Genomic DNA, 18,681 nt, shown 5'->3' on the forward strand with positions numbered 1-18,681 from the left:
CCCTTATCCGCGTGATCCGGCCACCGCCGCCATCAGCGCGTCCTGGTCATAGCGATAGATGCTGCTGTCCTGCGGCCCGCTGGGTCGGGGCGTGGCGCGCAGATGGACGACGCGGCAACCCAGCAGTTCGCCCGTCTCCGAAAGGTCGGCGCCCGTGAACAGCACCACGTCCTGCGGATCGACCGCCGCGTCGGACGGCAGGCCCAGCAACACCTCATGCCCTGCCTGCCGCAACAGTGGCGCCAGTATCTCGCGGGTCCAGCCATCCTCGCTGTCGGCCAGCAGGCACCGGCCGCCGCGCTTTTCCATGATTGCCTCATCCGGCAACGACGCGAACAGGGCGAAGGGATTGATGACCTCCAGATGCTCGCCATCGATCACCGCCACGCCGCTCAGCATGCCGTGCATCGCCACCATGTCGGGCACGGCGGGCATGTCCACGATATCGAGGACCGCCGCGACCGGATAGCAGGCCTCCCGCGCGCCGTCGCGCAGGCGCAACGCCGCAACCTTGTCCCCGGAGAAGCCATGATGGCCATTGGCGACCGGCACCAGACGCCCGTCCAGACGGACATAGCTGCACGCGCCCGACCGGCCGAACAGATGCGTATCGACATCCTCGACCCGCTCGATCAGCGACAGTTTGAGCAGCCGGCGCTCGCCCGACAATTCCTCGAACCGCAGGGCTGGCACCATCTCGATGCCACCCTGCACCTCCTCCGCCTCCACGGCCTGCCGGGCGGCGCGGTCATCAAGAATATTGGGCAGGCGCGCCGCATTGGCGAGGCCCGCCGCATCCAACAGCAGCATCGGCTTGCCATTGTCGGGCAGGGTCATGCCCGCATAGACCCCCGTCGCCATCACCAGCGGCGAGGCGGGGCGGATCACCAGTTCCTCATGATTGTCGACCGCCGACACCCCCATGGCAAAGGGCACGCCGGTGGCCGATCGCACGACCATGATGGCGCGCGGACCGATCTGCTCGGGCTTTTCCATGCCCAGCACATCCTCCAGATCGATCATCGAATGACGGACCGAACGGATGGTGGCGATCTTGGCGCCGCCCACTTCGGCAATGGCCAGCGTCTCATTGTTATCGTGCAGTATCTCCACCACCGCCGCGCGCGGAATGGCGAAATGCAGGCCCCCTGCCCGCACGATCAGGCCCGGAATGATGGTCAGTGTCAGCGGCACGCGCAGCATGATCGTCAGGCCGCGGCCCGGCCGGTTGTCGAGCGCGATGACCCCGCCGATCCGCTCCACATTGGCGCGGACCACGTCCATGCCGACGCCGCGCCCGGAAATGGCCGTGACCTGATGGGCGGTCGACAGGCCGGGATGGAAGATGAGGTCCAGCTTCTCCGCCTCGCTCATGCGCATCGCCGCTTCCGGCGTCAGCCTGCCCGCGGCGATCGCCTTGCTCACCAGCCGGCCCGTGTCGATGCCCTGCCCGTCATCGGAAATCTCGATGACGATCTGGTTGCCCGACTGGCGCGCCTCCAGCTTCAGCTTCCCCGCCTCGGGCTTGCCCAGCGCGCGACGCTTTTCCGGCGCTTCGATGCCATGATCGATGCTGTTGCGGACGATGTGGGTCAGCGGATCGACCACCATCTCGACCATTTCGCGATCCATCTCGACATCGCCGCCTTCCAGCGTGAGATCGATGCGCTTGCTGAGGTCCCGCCCCAGATCGCGGACCATGCGCGGAATGGCGGTGAACAGCCGGTCGACGCGCTGCATCCGCGTCTTGGAAATGGCGTCGCGCATGTCGGCCACGCAGGTCGACAGCCGCTCGAACGCGCTTTCCAGCTCCGGGTCGCCGGTCCGCTCGCGCAGCTTGCGGGACAGCTCGTTACGAGCCAGCACCATGTCCGACACGCCGTTCATCAGCTGGTCGATCAGCGACAGCGGCAGGCGAATGGTCCGGGGCGCGGCCTGGCCATGACCCTGGCGGGCGACGGCGACCGGCGTTGCGGGTTCGGCGCTCTCGACCTGGGAGGTTCCGGCAACGCCCTCGTCCCTCTCCATCAGCGCGGCAATCAGATAGTCGTCATTTTCATGCGGCAGGGCCGCGCCGATCGCGACCGCCTCGGCCAGTTCGGCAATGCGGTCCATGATGCCCAGCACGGCGCTCACGGTGGCGGCGTCGGCGCTGCGCTTGTCGGCACGAATCTCGGCCAGCACATCTTCGGCGGCGTGGCTCAACCGCTCGAAGCGCGGCAGATTCAGGAAACCGCAGCTCCCCTTGACCGTGTGGAAGAAGCGGAAAATGGCATCCAGCCGGGCACGATCCGTCGGATCGGCTTCCCAGGCGACGACCTCTCCGGCCAGCGCTTCCAGCGTTTCCTGTGTTTCGGATATGAATTCCTGGAGTAACTCGTCCATTCCCGCGCCTCATCGAGTGTGCGCGGACCATGGCCGAACCGTGGTTAAAGGCCGGTTAAAGACAAGAAATCCCAGACAAAAGAGGCGCCGCAACCTTTTGTCGCGACGCCCCCTTTCAACCGGCCAAAAGCCGTGAAATCAATGCTTCTCGGTCTTCTCCACCGCGTCAGCCGCCTTTTCACCGGCCTCGCGGGTGGCGTCGGCCTTGTTTTCCAGCGCGTCTGCAGCATTTTCAGCCGCATTTTCGGCATTACCGCTCAGATTGTCAGCCATGGCTTCCATATTCGCCGCCTGATTGTCGATGGCGTCCGCCTGATTCTCATACGCGTTCTCGACCTTGTTCTCCTTCTTGGAATCGCACGCACCCAGTGCGATCAAGCTGGCAAGGCCAAGGACTGATACGATGGTTTTCACGGCGTTTTCTCCTGTTACGCCCCATTTGGGCTGACGTCGTTCGCACGGGGACCGGCTGACCGGAACCCTGACGGCGTTCAACCGGCTGCACGCGGGATGGTTCCCGCCGAAAGCTCCTTTCGCCGCGCAAAAGACTTATTTTTTAAGGCTATCCCGGATTTCGCGCAGCAGGAGCACGTCTTCCGGCGTAGCGGCTGGCGCCTCTTCCGGCTTGGGCATCAGCTTGTTCACGGCCTTGATCAGCAGGAAGATGATGAAGGCCAAAATCAGGAAATTGACGAACACCGTCAGAAACTCACCCCAGCCGAACATGGCGACGCCAGCGGCCTTCAGGTCCGCATAGCTTTCCGGATTGCCCTTGAATCCTGCGGGCAGATCGCCCAGCCGGATGAAGTAGCGCGAAAAATCCGCGCCGCCGAAAACATAGCCGACCACCGGCATGATCAGGTCGTCGGTCAGCGATTTGGTGATGGTGGCGAAGGCGCCGCCGATGATGACGCCGACGGCCAGATCCATGACATTGCCACGGCTGATGAAGGTCTTGAATTCGGATATCAGCCCCATGGTAAACCCCTTTCCTGATTGCGATAATGATAGCATGAGCCGTTGCGAAGGGTTCGACAACCGCCTATTTCCCTCAGCGAAACAATGACGAGGATGTTCCATGACGATCCTGCGCCACCTCCGTTTATTTCTCCTGCCGCTTCTGGGCGCTTTCGCTCTGTCTGCCTGCGGCATCAACAGCGTCCCTGCCGCCGAGGAAGTCGCCAAGGCCAAATGGGCCGACGTGCAGGCGCAATATCAGCGCCGCGCGAATCTGGTCGGCAATCTCGTCGCCACGGTGAAAGCCGCAGGCAAGCAGGAGCAGGATACATTGGTCAAGGTGACGGAGGCCCGCGCCAAGGCGACGTCGGTGCAGGTCAATGCGGAGGATCTGTCCGACCCCGCCAAGGTGCAGCAGTTCCAGCAGGCGCAAGCGCAGCTTTCGCAGGGCCTTGGCCGCCTGCTCGCCTCGGTTGAGGCTTATCCCGACCTCAAGACCAACCAGAATTTCCTCGACCTGCAATCGCAGCTGGAGGGGACGGAAAACCGCATCGCCGTCGCCATCCGCGACTATAATGAAGCGGTGCGCGCCTATAATACCCGCATCCGCACCTTCCCCGACGCGATCGGCGCGAAGATCATCCACGGCGCGAAGCCGATGACTCCGTTCCAGGCCACCACGCCCGGCGCGGAAGAAGCGCCGAAGGTCGACTTCGGCAACTGAGGCAAGCCATGCTCCGCCGCCTGCTCCTGATCCTCGCCTTGCTGGCTTTCCTGCCGCTGACGGCGCAGGCTCAGACCTTCCCCAAGCGCGACATTAGTGGGGTTGTAGACACAGCCAATTTGCTGACCCCTCAGCAGCGGCAAATGTTGAGTCAAAAGCTCATCGCTCAGCAGAAAACGAGCGGGCGGGCGCTGGTGGTTGCTACTATTTCGGACCTCCAGGGTTATGACATAGCCGATTATGGATATCGGCTGCTAAGGACCTGGGGAGTAGGCAGTAAAGGTAATGATGGGGCGATCCTGATCATCGCACCTAACGAACGCAAAGTCCGTATCGAGGTAGGCTATGGCCTCGAAGGCGTGCTGACTGATGCGCTATCCTCCCAAATCATCCGTAACAGCATTACACCACGGTTCAAAGCCGGCGACATGGCGGGCGGTATCAACGACGGCGTAGATCAGGTCAGCACGCTGCTGGCGCTTCCACCAGCCGAAGCGCGGGCCCGCGCCGCCGCCGCCGAGGCCGACAAGCGGAAAGGTTCGGGAGGAAATGGGCTGATCATGCTGTGGGCTGGACTCTTTATCTTCTTCTTTTTCATATTACCGCTACTAGGCCGGTTCCGGGGCGGCAGACGTTACCGCGACGGCAGCGCTCCTGTCATTATCTGGGGACCACCTATGGGCGGCTCCGGTTGGGGTTCCAGCGGGGATTCGGGCTGGAGTGGTGGTGGTAGCGGAGGAGACTTTTTTGGCGGCGGCAGCGGCGGCGGCGGCGGCGCTTCGGGGGGCTGGTAATGGGTCTGGATTTAAGCGAAGCCGATCATGACCGCGTGACCGCCGCGGTGGCGGAAGCGGAAAAGGCGACCGATGGCGAAATCGTCACCATCGTCGCCCGCCGGTCCGATGCCTATCATGACGCCGGCCTGCACTGGGCGATCGGCGTCGTATTTCTGGCGCTGTCGGCGGCGGCGGCTTTTCCGCAGCATTTCCGGGCGCTCTGCTCCTGGCTGCTGCAAAGCTGGGACCATGAGATAGCGGACTGGAAGCTGCTGACGATCCTGCTCGGCATTCTCATCCTCAAATTCCTGATCGTCCGCTATGCGCTGGCCTGGATGCCGCTGCGCATGGCGCTGACCCCGAAAGCCACCAAGGCCCGGCGGGTGCGGCGGCGCGCCATCACCCTGTTCCGCGCCGTGGCCCAGGGGCGGACGCGCGGACGGACCGGCGTGCTCATCTATCTTTCGCTCGACGAACATCGCGCGGAAATCGTGGCCGACGCCGCCATCAATGCGAAGGTCACGCCCGAAATCTGGGGGGAGGCGATGGCCGCCCTGATCGACGCGGTACAGGAAAATCGCGCCGCTGACGGCATGGCCGAAGCCGTGCGGCAGGTCGGCCTGGTTCTCACCCGCCACTTCCCGGCTAGTGGCGACAATCCCAATGAACTGCCCGACAGGTTGATCCTTTTATGAGCGAACAGGATATGGCGTCTTCCGAAGAAATCATGTGGGAGGGCCGTTTCATCACCGCCAAACGGCGGGGTCGCTGGGAATATGTCGGCCGGGCGCGCGGTATCCACGCCGCCGTCATCCTGGCCGTCGACGAGGCCATGGACGGACGCCATGTGCTGCTGGTCGACCAGTTTCGCGTGCCGCTGGGCCGCCGCTGCATCGAACTGCCCGCAGGACTGGTGGGCGATCATGATGAAGGCGAGGAAGCCATGCTCGCTGCGACCCGCGAACTGGAGGAGGAAACCGGCTATCTCGCGGGACGGATGGAGGCGCTAGGCGAATTCTACAGTTCTCCCGGCATGGTGTCGGAAAGCTTCACCCTGTTCCGCGCCCATGACCTCAGCAAAACCGGCGAAGGCGGCGGCGTCGATGGGGAGGACATCCGCGTCCACCGCGTAGCGCTGGCGACGCTCAGCGACCAGATCGCCGCATGGCGGGCGGAAGGCTTCGCTATCGATGTGAAGCTGTTGCTGCTGCTGGGTGGGGGAATCGTCGGCTAGGATTGGATCACTGCCGCCTGCTCCCGCCGAAGAACCGCACTGGAGAGGATCGGAATAACCCGCTATCCCCTCCCCCATGCCTCAGAATCATCTCTATCTGGTCGACGGCAGCGGCTATATTTTCCGCGCCTATCATCAGCTTCCGCCGCTCACCAACAAGCATGGCCAGCCCGTCGGCGCGGTCTATGGCTACACCACCATGCTCTGGAAGCTGGCCGAGGAGTTGGGCAAAGCGGAAGGCCCGACCCATCTCGCGGTGGTGCTGGACAAGGGCAGCCACACCTTCCGCAACGACATGTACGACCAGTATAAGGCGAACCGCCCGCCCGCGCCGGAAGACTTGGTCCCGCAATTCCCGATGATCCGCGACGCCACCCGCGCCTTCTCCCTCCCCTGCATCGAGGAAGCGGGTTTCGAGGCGGACGACATCATCGCCAGCTACACCAAGGCCGCCGTCGCGGCGGGCTGGCATGTCACCATCGTCAGCTCCGACAAGGACCTGATGCAGCTCATCCAGCCCGGCGTCGACATGTACGACACGATGAAGAATGAGCGGCGCGGCGCCGACTATGTGATGACCAAATTCGGCGTCCAGCCGGGGCAACTGGGCGACGTCCTTGCGCTGATGGGCGACAGCGTCGACAATGTCCCCGGCGTCCCCGGCATCGGCCCCAAGACCGCCGCCAAGCTCATCACCGAATATGGCACGCTGGAAGCCACACTCGACGCCGCGCCTGCGATGAAGAAGTCGAAGATGCAGGAAAATCTCATCGCCCATGCCGACATGGCGCGCCTGTCGCGCCGCCTCGTCGCGCTGCACGATGCGATGGACCTGCCCGAGCCGCTGGAGGACTTGACCCTCAAGGGCATTCCGCCCGAACCGCTGGCAGAATTTCTCGGCCATCATGGTTTCAAGTCGCTGCTCGCTCGCCTTGGCGCGCCCGCCGCTGCCGTTGCGGTAGCTGCTGTAGCCGCCAGCGAAGCCACGCCCATCGCCGCCCCGGTCCGTGAGGAAGAACCGCCGATCGACCGCAGCCTCTACGAAACGGTGGTGACGGAAGAAGCGCTCGACCGCTGGATCGCCGCCGCCCATGCGGAAGGTCTGGTCGCCGTCGACACCGAAACCGACAGCCTCGACGCCGTATCGAGCGCGCTGGTCGGGGTGAGCCTCGCCACCGGACCGAACAAGGCCTGCTATATCCCGGTCGGCCATGGCGGAAAGGACATGTTCGCGGAGAAGCCTCAGCAGCTTCCCCTCGCCCTCGTCATCACCAAGCTGAAGCCGCTGCTGGAGGACGACAGCGTCCTCAAAATCGGTCAGAATTTGAAATATGACCTGACCGTCCTGCGCCGCCATGGGATCGAGATCGCACCTTATGACGACACCATCGTCATGAGCTTCGACCTCGACGCCGGGCAGAGCCTCGCGGGCCACGGCATGGACGAGGCCGCGAAGGTCCACCTCAACCATATCTGCATCAGCTTCAAGGATGTGTGCGGCACCGGCAAGAGCCAGATCAGCTTCGCGGAAGTCCCGCTCGACAAGGCGACCGAATATGCCGCCGAGGACGCCGACGTCACGCTGCGCCTGTGGAAGCTGTTCAAGACCCGCGTCGCCCATGAAGGCGCCACCCGCGTCTATGAACTGGTCGACCGCCCGCTCGTCTCCGTGATCGCGAAGATGGAGCAGGAAGGCATCAAGGTCGACCGCGAAGCCCTGTCCCGCCTCTCCGCCGAGTTCACGGCCGGGATCGCCGCTTTGGAGGCGGAGATTCACGAAATCGCGGGCCAGCCCTTCGCCATCGGCTCGACCCAGCAACTGGGCGCGATCCTGTTCGACAAAATGGGATATAAGGGCGGCAAGAAGGGCAAGTCCGGCGCCTATTCCACCGACGTCACCATACTCGAACAACTGAAAGCCCAGGGCGCGGACATCGCGGGCAAGGTGCTGGACTGGCGCCAGCTCTCGAAACTGAAATCCACCTATACCGACGCGCTTCAGGCCCAGATCAACAAGGACACCGGCCGCGTCCACACCAGCTACAGCCTGTCCGGCGCGCAGACCGGCCGCCTGTCCTCGACCGACCCCAATCTCCAGAACATCCCGATCCGCACCGAAGTCGGCCGTCAGATCCGCCACGCCTTCGTCGCGGAGCCGGGCAATGTCATCCTGGCGGCGGACTATAGCCAGATCGAACTGCGCCTCGCGGCCCATATGGCAGACGTCCCGGCGCTGAAGGAAGCCTTCGCGAACGGCGAGGACATTCACGCCGCCACCGCCCAGCAATTGTTCGGAGAGGTCAACCGCGACACGCGCGGCCGGGCCAAGACGATCAACTTCGCGATCCTCTACGGCATCAGCCGCTGGGGCCTCGCCGGGCGGCTGGAGATCGGCGCCGACGAAGCGCAGGACATGATCAGCCGCTATTATGAGCGCTTCCCCGGAATCAGCCTCTACATCACCGACACGATCGAGAAGGCGCGCTCAAGGGGCTACACGGAAACCCTCTTCGGCCGGAAAACATGGTTCCCGCGCATCAAGGCCTCGGTCCAGCATGAACGGCAGGGCGCCGAACGCGCTGCAATCAACGCGCCCATTCAGGGCACCAGCGCCGACATCATCAAGCGCGCCATGGCCCGCATGGGACCGGCGCTCGCCGCCGAAGGGCTGCACAACGTAAAGATGCTGCTGCAAGTCCATGACGAACTGGTGTTCGAACTGCCGGAGGGCGATGTGGAACAGGCCAGCGCGGTCATCCGCCGCGTCATGGAAAGCGCCGCCGAACCGATCGTGAAACTCAGCGTGCCATTGGGCGTCGAGATCGGCCACGGCCCAAGCTGGGGCGCGGCGCACTGAAAATTGCCTGCGCCATCTCCTCGCGAAGAGGGGATGGCGCAGCAACCTTACCCGCGTGCGTAGCGGTCCTCGTACCGCACTATGTCGTCTTCACCGATATAGGAACCGGTCTGCACCTCAATGAACACCAATGGGATACGGCCCGGATTTTCGATCCGGTGCTTCACGCCGACGGGGATATAGACCGACTGGTTTTCCGACAGCAGCTTGATGTCCTCATCCACCGTCACCTTTGCCGTACCCTCGACCACAATCCAATGTTCCGATCGGTGGAAATGGCTCTGCAGGCTTAATGAAGCGCCCGGCAGGACAGTGATCCGCTTGACCTGAAACCGACCGCCGACAAGCAGGCTCTCAAACCAACCCCATGGCCGGTGGTCCTTGGGAAAATGCTCCGCCTGCCTGGCATCCTTGTGCTTCAGGGCGTCGACCGCCAGCCGCACGTCCTGCGAGCGCGACTTGTCCGCGATCAGCACCGCATCGTTCATCGCCACGGCGATGATATTGTCGAGGCCCAGACCGACCAGTTCCAGCCCTTCGCTGTCCGACCGCAACAGCGTGTCGCGGCAATCGATCGCCGTCGCCGCGCCGGACAGGGCAACGCCATTTGCGTCGGGTTGCAAATGGCTCCAGACCGCGTCCCAGCCGCCCAGATCCGACCAGCCGCCGTCATAGGGCACGACGGAGAGATTGCTCGCCCGCTCCATGATGGCATAGTCGATCGAAATATCCTGGCAGCTTTCCCAGGGCTCGGCCGCCAGCCGCAGGAAGCCCAGATCGCCCTCCGCCTGTTCAACCGCCTGCTTCACCGCAGCCAGAACGTCCGCCGCATGGGTTTCGAAGGCCGCGATCAGATCCTTCGCCGCGAAGAGGAAAATGCCCGCATTCCAGAGATGGTCGCCGGAAGCCAGCATGGCCGCAGCCCGCTCGGCGTTGGGCTTTTCGACAAAGCGGGCCAGCTTGACCGGCTGCCCGGACGCATCGGGCTTCTCGACCACCTGCAAATAGCCATAGCCCGTTTCAGGCCGCGTCGGCTTGATCCCGAACGTGACAAGGTCCCCGCTGCTCGCCGTTGCGACCCCTTTCCCGACCGCGAGGCAAAACGCCTCCACATCAGGCACCACCTGATCGGACGGCGCGACAAGCATCATCGCATCGGGATTTCTGCCGATCAGGTAAAGCGCCGCCGCGAGGATCGCCGGCGCGGTGTTGCGGACCGCCGGTTCGATGAGAATGGCCTGCGCGTCGATCTCTTCCTGCGCCAGCTGTTCAGCCACGATGAAGCGGAAGGCGGAATTCGTCAGAACGATCGGCCGGGAAAAGGAAAAACCTTGCCCCTGGCCCGACAGGCGCCGGGCCGCCGAGCGGAAAAGCGTCGTGTCGCCAAGAAGGGGCACGAACTGCTTGGGATAGGACTTACGCGACAAAGGCCACAGCCGCGTCCCGCTTCCACCGGCGAGAATGACCGGTGTCACATCCTGAACGTCCATGGCATTATTTTCGGGCATGTTGCTACTTTTCGGCAAGAGACGGCCTCCCTCTAAGCGATACGGCATATGCTTTTCAATCGGGGCCTGCCTCTCCCTAAAGAATGGAAGTGACGACGGGGTAAAAATGCAATGGCCGGATCGGCATCGCGCCAACCCGGCCATTTCCCTTAATCGAACAGCTCTTCCAGAAAGCTCTTCTTTCGCTTCTTCTGATAATATCGCCCATCATCGCGATCCGGCCGGTAGCTGGGCTGCGGAGCCGGAACCCCGCCCGCCGACCGCTCGATGATCTTGTCCAACTCACCCCGGTCCAGCCACACGCCCCGGCATTGCGGGCACCGAGCGATTTCAAGCTGGTTGGCACAGCCTGCGGCTCGGAAATCGCGTTAATCAAAGGCTCTGATCTCGACCTCCTGCCGGTCCGTCATGGCAAGTCCCACATGACAGACCGGACAGAGCATGGCGGAAACCGCCGCCTGATCCCGCATCGGCTACTCCCGCTCGCCGGTCAGGCTCAGCAGCATCTGGAACAGGTTGACGAAGTTCAGATAGAGCGACAGCGCGCCCATCACCTGCATCTTCTCGGCCACCTCATGGCCGGCATAGTAGAAATATTCCGACTTGATGCGCTGCACGTCCCAGGCGGTGAGGCCGGTGAAGACCACCACGCCGATGATCGAGATCACCATGGCCATGGCCGACGAGCCGATGAAGATGTTGATAAGGCTCGCCACCACGATGCCGATCAGGCCCATCATCAGGAACGACCCGAATTTCGACAGGTCACGCCCGGTCGTATAGCCCCACAGCGCCATGGCCAGGAACATCACGGCGGCCGAGAAGAAGGCCTGCGCGATCGACCCGCCGGTGAACACCAGGAAGATGCTGGCCAGCGACACGCCCATCACCGCCGCAAAGGCATAAAAGGCCATGCGTGCGCCGGACGTCGTCATCTTTTCAATGCGGAAGCTGAACAGGAACACAAAGGCCAGCGGCGCGAAGATCGCCACCCATTTGAGCGGCGTGCCGAAGATCGCGGCGGCCAGTACCGGCGTATTGCCGACAAAAGCAGCCACAAGCCCAGTGATGATCAGGCCAATGCCCATATTGCGGAAAACGCCCAGCATGTGCGCGCGCAGCCCGGCATCGGTCTGCGCCGTCTGGCTCGCACCATAGCCCGGCATACGAACGGGATTGTTCACGGCGTTATACTCCATCCAAAATCATTCAGGGATCGAGTGGCCCGGCGCGGTCTCGTGAGGCTTAGAGGGGGGGACAAACACTCAGGAACCTGCACCGAGCACACTCGATGCGGTCCGACATCACGGCTGGATCATGTCACACATGTCCAACCGCCAGAGGGGCCCGGCCCGCACAGACAATATCGGCAGTCGAACGCTCCAGCGCAAGGGACAGAGCCGTCAGCAACAATTTGTTACAATCACGCAGGGCTGTTGACGCATCCGCCGAACCGCCGCATGGCTGCGCCCATGAGCGACCAGTTCACCCCCGCCCAGCAGCATGCCGACGCGCCCCTGCGCCTGTTCAACAGCCTGACCCGCACGGTCGAACCCTTCGCGCCGATCGAGCCCGATCATGCGCGCGTCTACAGCTGCGGCCCCACGGTCTACAACTACGCCCATCTCGGCAATCTGCGCGCCTATGTCTTCACCGACACGCTGCGCCGGACATTGCTGTGGAAGGGCCTCACCGTCACCCACATCATCAACATCACCGATGTCGGCCATCTGACCAGCGACGCCGATGCCGGCGACGACAAGATGGAGGCGGCCGCCCGCGCCCAGGCAAAGAGCATCTGGGACATCGCGGCCCATTATACCCAGGCGTTCAAGCAGAATATCGCCGACCTCAACATCATCGCCCCCAGCGAATGGACGGTCGCCACCGACTATGTGCCGCAGATGATCGCCTTCGCGGAGAAGATCGCGCCGACCCATTGCTACGAACTGGAAACCGGCCTCTATTTCGACAGCAGCACGGTGCCCGATTATGGCGCGCTGGCCGGGGGCCGCGACGATGCCGCCCATGCGCGCATCGATCCCGTCGCGGGCAAGCGCAACCCGTCCGACTTCGCCATCTGGCGCAAGTCCCCTCCGGGCGAGCAGCGCCAGATGGAATGGGACTCCCCGTGGGGCAAGGGCGCTCCGGGCTGGCACCTTGAATGCTCGGTAATGAGCGAGGCGCGCCTTGGCCATCCCTTCGACATCCACACCGGCGGCATCGACCATCGCGAAATCCACCACCCCAACGAGATCGCCCAGAATCAGGCTTACTGCGCCTGCACCGATGCGCAGCCCGGCTTCACCGGCGCGAAATGGTGGATGCACAATAATTTCCTGGTCGACCGTCAGGGGAAGATGAGCAAGTCCAAGGGCGGCTTCACCACCCTCTTCTCCCTGATCGACGCGGGTGTGCATCCGCTCGCCTACCGCCTGCTGTGCCTTGGCGCCCATTATCGCAGCGAACTGGAGTTCAGCGCGGAGAGCGTCGCGGCTGCCCTCACGCGCCTGAAGCGTCTCGTCATGGGCGTCGAGAACCTCAAATCCCGCGCCGAGGGCGTGACGTGGCAATCGTCCAGCCTGGAATTCCTCCGCGCCAATCTCCACCCCAGGCTCGCGCCGTTGCTCGAACAGTTCGACGCCGCGATCAGCGACGACCTGATGACCCCGCGCGCCCTTCCCCTGCTGGAAGAAACGATCGGGATGAAGAAGGTGCCGGTGGACGAAAAGCTCTGCCTGCTTGGTGCTTTCGATTCTGCGCTGGGTCTGAACCTGCTGACGATCAGCCGCGCCGACCTGCGTGTTCAGCCCAAGGACGCGCAGATCACGCCGGAGGAAATCGAAGCCGAACTCGACCTCCGCCAGACCGCCCGCGCCGAAAAGGACTTCGCCCTGTCGGACGAGATCCGCGATGCGCTGATCGCCCGTGGGGTGGAGGTCATGGACGGCGATCCGCTGCGCTGGGACTGGCGTCTCACGCTGGGGTAAATCTCATCGAAACGGCGCCCACCCCGGCCGCCGGATGGAAAAATTCAGCGAACTAAGGCAGAATGTGCGCGGGACAGGTCCGTCCGTTTGGACAGACCTGTCCGGAACGGGCAGATTCCGCACATGCTCAAATACGCAATCGCAGCGATAATCGCGTTTGGCGGCACAACGGCATTGCCCGTTGCTGCACCTGCTCAGACCTATATGTTCGAAACGGGCACGACTCTGCTTGCCAAATGCCGGAACAAGGCGCCCGAATATGCGCTGGCCTGCACCGCCTATATCGTCGGCGCGGTGGACGGCATCAAAAAGGACGTCTTCATCGGCCGCGCCAAGCCCAATTGCTGGCCCGCGCAACTCGATTCCGTAAAGGTACGCGACATCGTCATCGCCTATCTCACCCGCTATCCCGACCAGCGCAAGGCGCCCGCCTCCGTCCTGGTCAGCGTCGCGCTGAACGAACAATATCCTTGCCAGAAATAACTCCGATCACGCTGATCGGAACCGTGCATTAGGCAAATCCCGCCCCCAATCGCTATAAACTTGCGCAGCCCCCTGCAACAGCGTAGGTGCGGCCCCTATTTTAGACTTTTTGGGAGACTCAAAGTGGCGGCGAAGTGGACGCCGGAAAGCTGGCGGGAGCATAAGGGCATTCAGATGCCCGTCTATCGTGATGCCCAGGCGCTTGGCGCGGTGGAGGCACAGCTCAGCCAGTTTCCCCCGCTCGTCTTTGCCGGCGAAGCGCGCAATCTGAAGGCTGATCTTGCCAAGGTGACGAATGGCGAGGCGTTCCTGCTGCAAGGCGGCGATTGCGCCGAAAGCTTCGCGGAGTTCCACCCGAACAACATCCGCGACACCTTCCGCGTGCTGCTCCAGATGGCGGTGGTGCTGACCTTCGCGTCGAAGCTGCCGGTGGTGAAGGTCGGCCGCATGGCAGGCCAGTTCGCCAAGCCCCGCTCGGCCGATACCGAGACGATCGGCGGCGTGGAACTGCCCAGCTATCGCGGCGACAATGTCAACGACATCGCCTTCACGCCCGAAGCGCGCGAACCCGATGCCCAGCGCATGATCCGCGCCTATAACCAGTCGGCGGCGACGCTGAATCTGGTGCGCGCCTTCTCGACCGGCGGCTATGCCAGCCTCGACCGCGTGCATGGCTGGATGCTGGATTTCATGGGCCGCAGCCCCTGGGCCGCGAAGTTCGAGGCGATGGCGGACCAGATCGGCCAGGCGCTCGACTTCATGCGCGCCTGCGGCCTGTCGCCCGATACCGTGCCGCAGCTTGGCGGAACCAGCTTCTACACCAGCCATGAGGCGCTGCTGCTCCCCTTCGAGCAGGCGCTGACCCGGCAGGATTCGCTGACCGGCGACTGGTACGACACGTCCGCGCACATGCTCTGGATCGGCGACCGCACGCGGTTCGAAGGATCGGCGCATGTCGAATATCTGCGCGGCATCGGCAATCCGATCGGCATGAAATGCGGTCCGTCGCTGGAGCCGGACGCGCTGATCCGCCTGCTCGACGCGCTGAACCCGTCGCGCGAGGCGGGCCGGATCACGCTCATCACCCGCTACGGTCATGACAAGATCGAGTCGGGCCTGCCCAAGCTGGTCCGCGCGGTCATGCGTGAAGGCCATCCGGTGCTCTGGTCCTGCGACCCGATGCACGGCAATGTCATCAAGGCAGCCAATGGCTACAAGACCCGTCCGTTCGACCGCATCCTGGCCGAAGTGCGCGGCTTCTTCGCCGTCCACCGTGCGGAAGGCAGCTTCGGCGGCGGCATCCATGCCGAAATGACCGGCCAGAATGTGACGGAGTGCACCGGCGGCGCCATCGCCATCACCGATGAGGGACTGGCGGATCGCTACCACACCCATTGCGACCCGCGCCTCAATGCGGCGCAGAGCCTCGAACTGGCTTTCCTGCTCGCGGAAATGCTGAATGAGGAGCTGAAGGAACGCCGCGCCGCGGCCTGATCCTTCGCAACAGGAAAAAGGTCCCGCCGCGCGGTTCGCTCGCGGCGGGATTTTTATGCCCGGATTCCGCACCCCCAAATCCCGCGCTGCGTGACGCCCCCATTTTACCCGGCGGCCCGGTTCGTCATACCGGCGTAATAATGCCATGATTTCAGCGCTTGCTTTGACGGCTCGAAACCGTAGCTTGGCATCTCATGGCAAAGGATCAGGCATTGGCGACCATCGCCGTATACAGCCTCAAAGGGGGCGTGGGCAAAACCACCTTCGCGATCAACCTCGCCTGGGCGTCAGCCAGCATCTCGAAGCGTCGCACCCTGCTCTGGGATCTCGATCCGCAGGCGGCGGCGAGTTGGCTGATCTCCACCGACATGGAAAGCCGCGACGCCGCGCAGGCGATCTTCAGCAAGGATGTCGAGGTCCGAAAGCTGATCCAGCCCTCGTCGGTGGAGGGGCTGGACCTGATCGCCGCCGACACCTCGCTGCGCAGTCTCGACCATCTTTTCCGCGAAATGGACAAGAAGAAGCGGCTCGCCAAGCTGATCGAAAGCCTGGGGCGCGATTATGACCGCATCATCCTCGACTGCCCGCCCGGCCTCACCGAAACCAGCGAACAGGTGCTGCGGGCGGCGGACATGATCGTCATTCCGGTCATCCCCTCGCCGCTCGCCCAGCGCGCCATGGCGGAGGTTGCCCGCTATCTGGTGCAGCGCGGCGGCAGCCACCCGCCGATCATGCCGGTCTATTCCATGGTCGACCGCCGCCGCGCGCTGCACCGGGCCGCGCTGGATGGGCAGCCCGACTGGCCCGCCATCCCCATGGCCAGCGCCGTCGAGCAAATGGCCGTCCGCCGCAAGCCGCTGGGCAGCTTCGCGGCGGCCTCACCCCCGGCGCAGGCCTTTTCGGGTCTCTGGACTTCCATCGAGCGGCAGGTGCAGGCGCAAGGTTAGGCCCGCGCGCGCACCTGATCCGCGGGAAACAATGCCGCGGCGTCCGCTGCGGGCATGGGCCGCCCGAAATAATAGCCCTGCACCTTGCGGCATCCCAGTTCGCACACCATGGCCAGTTCCGCCTCGGTTTCCACCCCTTCCGCGGTGGTCGCCATGCCCAGGCTCTCCGCCAGCGTCACCACGGCGCGAATGATCGCAAGACTCTCCGGCTTTTTGTTCGCCGCACCCACCACGAAACTGCGGTCGATCTTGATCGTGTCGAACCGCGTGCGGCTGAGATAGCCGAGCGAGGAATAGCCCGTCCCGAAATCGTCGAGCGACAATTGAACGCCCAGCGCGCGCAACTGGTCGAGGACCTTCAGCGCCCCGGTATCGGCGTTGACGAACACGCTTTCGGTCACTTCCAGTTCCAGCCGCTGGGCTTCCAGCCCACTTTGCGCCAGCGCGGACACCACCGCGCTGACGAAGCTGGGATGCGTCAGTTGCTCCGCCGACACATTGACCGCGATCCGCACCGGAGCGGGCCAGCGCGCCGCCTCCATGCAGGCGGTGCGCAACACCCATTCCCCGATCGGCCCGATCAACCGCGCCTCTTCGGCCACAGGCACGAATTTGGCGGGCGAGATCGGCCCCATGTCCGGATGCGTCCAGCGCGCCAGTGCCTCGAACCCCGTGATGCGGCCCTGCTGGGCCTCCACCACCGGCTGGTACAGCACATGAAGCTGGTTATTCTCCAGTGCGTCGCGCAGCGCCAGTTCCAGTTGCCGCCGTTCCTCCGCCTGGGCGTGGAGTTGCGGCTCATAGGCGCAATGCACGCCCCCACCCTCGCTCTTCGCGCGATAGAGCGCCAGGTCGGCACTGCGAATCAGCGCCTCGGCTTCCTTGCCGTCCTGCGGCGACAGCGCCGAGCCGACCGACGCCCCGACATAGAGCAGATGCTCATCCACCTGATAGGGCGCGGAGAGGCCGCTGATGATGGCCGCGGCCAGCTTGTCGATGCTGCGATTGTTCGCAATCTGGGGGATGACGACGGCGAATTCGTCGCCACCGATGCGGCCGCAAAATTCGCTGCCCGAACAGATATGCCGCAGCCGCCGCGCCACCTGTGTCAGCAGCATGTCGCCGACCTGATGGCCCAGCGTGTCATTGACCCCCTTGAACCGATCCAGGTCGATCATCAGAAAAGCGCAGCCCGGCACCCCGCCGCGCGCCGTCGCCATGGATTGGTCCAGCACTTCCCGCAGATGTGCCCGGTTGGGCAGGCCCGTCAGCGGATCGAACCGCGCCAGTTGCGCGATTCGATCGGCCGATTCGCGTTGTTCGGTAATGTCCGATCCCACGCCTCGGAAGCCCAGAAATACACCGCCCTCGTCATAGCGGGGAGAGGCCGACAATTCCCACCACCGCACGCCATCCGGCACCTCGACCGGCAGTACGATGGCGCTGAAACTTTCCCGCCGCTTCAGATGATCGGCCAGCGCGTGCAATTCGGTCGGGAACAGCCCGCTTTCCCAGGCGCTGCCTGCCAGCACCTGCACCAGCGGCGTTCCCTCGATCGCGGCGGCCGTCCGCCCCAGCATTTCCGCCATGCGCGACGATACGCCGTTCAGCCGCCGCGCGGGATCGGTCTGCCACAGCCAGTCGGACGCGCCATGTTCATATTCGCGCAGCAGCAGGCTCACCACCTCGCTCTTTTCCTCCAGTTGCACGCTGGCGCTATGCTGGCGGGCGAAGGTTCGCGCATAAATGAAACAACCGACCAGCAAGGACAGCGCATAGCTGGTGGCAAGCGCCAGCAAAGGCAGCGCGGCGCTTTCATCGAACATGAAGAACAGCCCGGCGATGCAGGGCAACAGGAATCCCGTCGCGGCCAGCGGCGTCGGGGCATAGCTGATCGCCCCGCACACCATGATGCAACTGATGAGCGTCCAATAGGCCACCAGCAGCGAAGCGTTATGGCCTGAGGACAACAGCATCATGCACGAACCCCAGACCAGCCCGTGCAGCAGCCCCGTCAGGCCGTGAATCCTCAGATGAGCGACCGTCACGGCGACCGCTGAACGGCGGCGGCGGTCGAGAAGGATGCCGGTGATCATCGCGACCGCCAGTCCGGCACTCCATAGGATCAGCCGGGACGCGGAACTGTGATGACCGAAAACCCGCAACAGAAAAATGAGGCCAAAGACATTCATCGCCTGCCGCAGCACCGCGACCTTATCCGCCGATCGCAATTGGGCGGCCAGCACACGCTCCGCCGCATCGCCGGACGCGGTGACCATGCCCATCATCGCCCGCAACGGCAGGCGCTCCTGCGGCTTCTCGTCAG

General features: G+C 63.8%; 15 protein-coding genes and 1 pseudogene. 9 read left to right on the forward strand and 7 right to left on the reverse strand.

Annotation, left to right across the window (positions count from 1 at the left end):
- Positions 1-3: 3 nt before the first annotated feature.
- From HUK73_RS09580 to mscL, 3 genes are all read right to left on the reverse strand, one after another.
- Positions 4-2,385 carry a chemotaxis protein CheA gene (locus tag HUK73_RS09580; RefSeq protein ID WP_176591696.1) on the reverse strand — a complete coding sequence of 794 codons (2,382 nt, stop codon included), beginning with the start codon at positions 2,383-2,385 and terminating at the stop codon, positions 4-6.
- 138 nt (positions 2,386-2,523) lie between these two features.
- Positions 2,524-2,799 carry a hypothetical protein gene (locus tag HUK73_RS09585; RefSeq protein ID WP_150290710.1) on the reverse strand — a complete coding sequence of 92 codons (276 nt, stop codon included), beginning with the start codon at positions 2,797-2,799 and terminating at the stop codon, positions 2,524-2,526.
- Positions 2,800-2,934: 135 nt separating this feature from the next.
- Positions 2,935-3,363: a large conductance mechanosensitive channel protein MscL gene (gene mscL / locus HUK73_RS09590; RefSeq protein ID WP_176591697.1), complete on the reverse strand. Its 429-nt coding sequence runs from the start codon at positions 3,361-3,363 to the stop codon at positions 2,935-2,937.
- 100 nt (positions 3,364-3,463) lie between these two features.
- Between mscL and HUK73_RS09595 the strand changes: the two genes are divergently transcribed.
- The 5 genes from HUK73_RS09595 to polA all read left to right on the forward strand — a co-directional run bounded on the left by HUK73_RS09595 (position 3,464) and on the right by polA (position 8,933).
- Entirely contained in the window at positions 3,464-4,066 is a 603-nt protein-coding gene (locus HUK73_RS09595; protein WP_176591698.1) for a LemA family protein, read from the forward strand.
- Between the two features lie 8 nt (positions 4,067-4,074).
- Positions 4,075-4,860, forward strand: a complete 786-nt coding sequence (locus HUK73_RS09600) for a YgcG family protein (RefSeq protein WP_176591699.1) — start codon at positions 4,075-4,077, stop codon at positions 4,858-4,860.
- A complete protein-coding gene (locus tag HUK73_RS09605; RefSeq protein ID WP_176591700.1) occupies positions 4,860-5,537 on the forward strand; it encodes a TPM domain-containing protein in 678 nt (225 codons plus the stop codon). Before HUK73_RS09600 ends, HUK73_RS09605 begins: the two co-directional genes overlap by 1 nt.
- Entirely contained in the window at positions 5,534-6,076 is a 543-nt protein-coding gene (locus HUK73_RS09610) for an NUDIX hydrolase (RefSeq protein ID WP_176591701.1), read from the forward strand. The genes HUK73_RS09605 and HUK73_RS09610 overlap by 4 nt, the downstream gene beginning before the upstream one ends.
- 76 nt (positions 6,077-6,152) lie before the next feature.
- The gene (polA, locus tag HUK73_RS09615) at positions 6,153-8,933 is read left to right on the forward strand and encodes a DNA polymerase I (RefSeq protein WP_176591702.1); all 2,781 of its coding nucleotides are present in this window, start codon (positions 6,153-6,155) and stop codon (positions 8,931-8,933) included.
- A gap of 47 nt (positions 8,934-8,980) precedes the next feature.
- Here polA and HUK73_RS09620 read toward each other — a convergent pair whose 3' ends face one another.
- The 3 genes and pseudogenes from HUK73_RS09620 to HUK73_RS09630 all read right to left on the reverse strand — a co-directional run bounded on the left by HUK73_RS09620 (position 8,981) and on the right by HUK73_RS09630 (position 11,607).
- A complete protein-coding gene (locus tag HUK73_RS09620) occupies positions 8,981-10,459 on the reverse strand; it encodes a mannose-1-phosphate guanylyltransferase/mannose-6-phosphate isomerase (RefSeq protein ID WP_255326240.1) in 1,479 nt (492 codons plus the stop codon).
- A gap of 131 nt (positions 10,460-10,590) precedes the next feature.
- Positions 10,591-10,911 (reverse strand): annotated as a pseudogene (locus tag HUK73_RS09625) (zf-TFIIB domain-containing protein).
- A 3-nt stretch (positions 10,912-10,914) separates the two neighbouring features.
- Complete coding sequence (locus HUK73_RS09630; protein ID WP_176592901.1) at positions 10,915-11,607, reverse strand: Bax inhibitor-1/YccA family protein; 693 nt, start codon at positions 11,605-11,607, stop codon at positions 10,915-10,917.
- Positions 11,608-11,913: 306 nt separating this feature from the next.
- Between HUK73_RS09630 and cysS the strand changes: the two genes are divergently transcribed.
- The 4 genes from cysS (at position 11,914) to HUK73_RS09650 (ending at position 16,355) form a co-directional block, all read left to right on the forward strand.
- Entirely contained in the window at positions 11,914-13,431 is a 1,518-nt protein-coding gene (gene cysS / locus HUK73_RS09635) for a cysteine--tRNA ligase (protein WP_176591703.1), read from the forward strand.
- Positions 13,432-13,554: 123 nt separating this feature from the next.
- Positions 13,555-13,914: a Rap1a/Tai family immunity protein gene (locus HUK73_RS09640; RefSeq protein WP_255326241.1), complete on the forward strand. Its 360-nt coding sequence runs from the start codon at positions 13,555-13,557 to the stop codon at positions 13,912-13,914.
- Between the two features lie 123 nt (positions 13,915-14,037).
- Positions 14,038-15,408, forward strand: a complete 1,371-nt coding sequence (locus HUK73_RS09645) for a class II 3-deoxy-7-phosphoheptulonate synthase (RefSeq protein ID WP_176591704.1) — start codon at positions 14,038-14,040, stop codon at positions 15,406-15,408.
- Between the two features lie 194 nt (positions 15,409-15,602).
- Positions 15,603-16,355 carry a ParA family protein gene (locus HUK73_RS09650; RefSeq protein WP_176591705.1) on the forward strand — a complete coding sequence of 251 codons (753 nt, stop codon included), beginning with the start codon at positions 15,603-15,605 and terminating at the stop codon, positions 16,353-16,355.
- Here HUK73_RS09650 and HUK73_RS09655 read toward each other — a convergent pair.
- Positions 16,352-18,643, reverse strand: a complete 2,292-nt coding sequence (locus HUK73_RS09655) for a bifunctional diguanylate cyclase/phosphodiesterase (RefSeq protein ID WP_176592903.1) — start codon at positions 18,641-18,643, stop codon at positions 16,352-16,354. The two genes, HUK73_RS09650 and HUK73_RS09655, sit on opposite strands and share 4 nt — an antisense overlap.
- Positions 18,644-18,681 lie beyond the last annotated feature (38 nt).

Source organism: Sphingobium sp. EM0848 (genome assembly GCF_013375555.1).
Classification (GTDB): domain Bacteria; phylum Pseudomonadota; class Alphaproteobacteria; order Sphingomonadales; family Sphingomonadaceae; genus Sphingobium.